Genomic DNA, 593 nt, shown 5'->3' with positions numbered 1-593 from the left:
GGAAATGTAGAAGTAACAAAAGTAGATAAAGATAGTCAAAAAGTATTAGAAGGCGTAGTCTTCGAAGTTCAAGACGACAAAGGCAAAGTAGTAACAGAAGTAACGACAGATAAAGAAGGAAAAGCAAACGTTTCAGATCTATCAGTAGGAAAATACAAATTAGTAGAGACGAAGAGCTTACCAGGTTACAAGAAGTTAACGGAACCAGTATCATTCGAAATTAAAAAAGGTATGACGAAAGTCTTATCATTGAAAGTAGAGAATGAACAGTTAGACAAAGGTTCAGTGGAGATTACAAAAATGGCTGCTGAAAGCAAGGAAGTCTTATCAGGAGCTGTGTTTGAAGTTCATGATGAAAAGGGAAAAGTAGTAGTGAAAGTAACAACAGATAAAGATGGGAAGGCAAAAATCGCAGATCTATCTGTAGGTAACTACACACTAGTAGAAGTAGAAGCACCAAAAGGATATGAAAAATTAACTAATCCAATTCCATTTGAAATTACAAATGGAATGATAAATGCAGTTCAATTAGAAGTATTAAACAAATTGAATCATTTAGCACCACCAGGTCCAGAAACACCAGATCCAGAAAA

The 593-nt window shown here is 34.7% G+C and carries 1 protein-coding gene; it reads left to right on the top strand.

The window, feature by feature from the left end:
- Positions 1-593, top strand: a 593-nt coding sequence (locus tag MR170_RS30985) for an MSCRAMM family protein (RefSeq protein ID WP_276575696.1), incomplete at both ends; no start/stop codon positions are given.

This window comes from Bacillus cereus group sp. BfR-BA-01524 (assembly GCF_022662595.1).
GTDB classification, from domain to species: domain Bacteria; phylum Bacillota; class Bacilli; order Bacillales; family Bacillaceae_G; genus Bacillus_A; species Bacillus_A thuringiensis_S.
The sequence above is the reverse complement of the archived record's forward strand: the minus strand, read 5'-3'. Positions and strand labels throughout refer to the sequence as shown.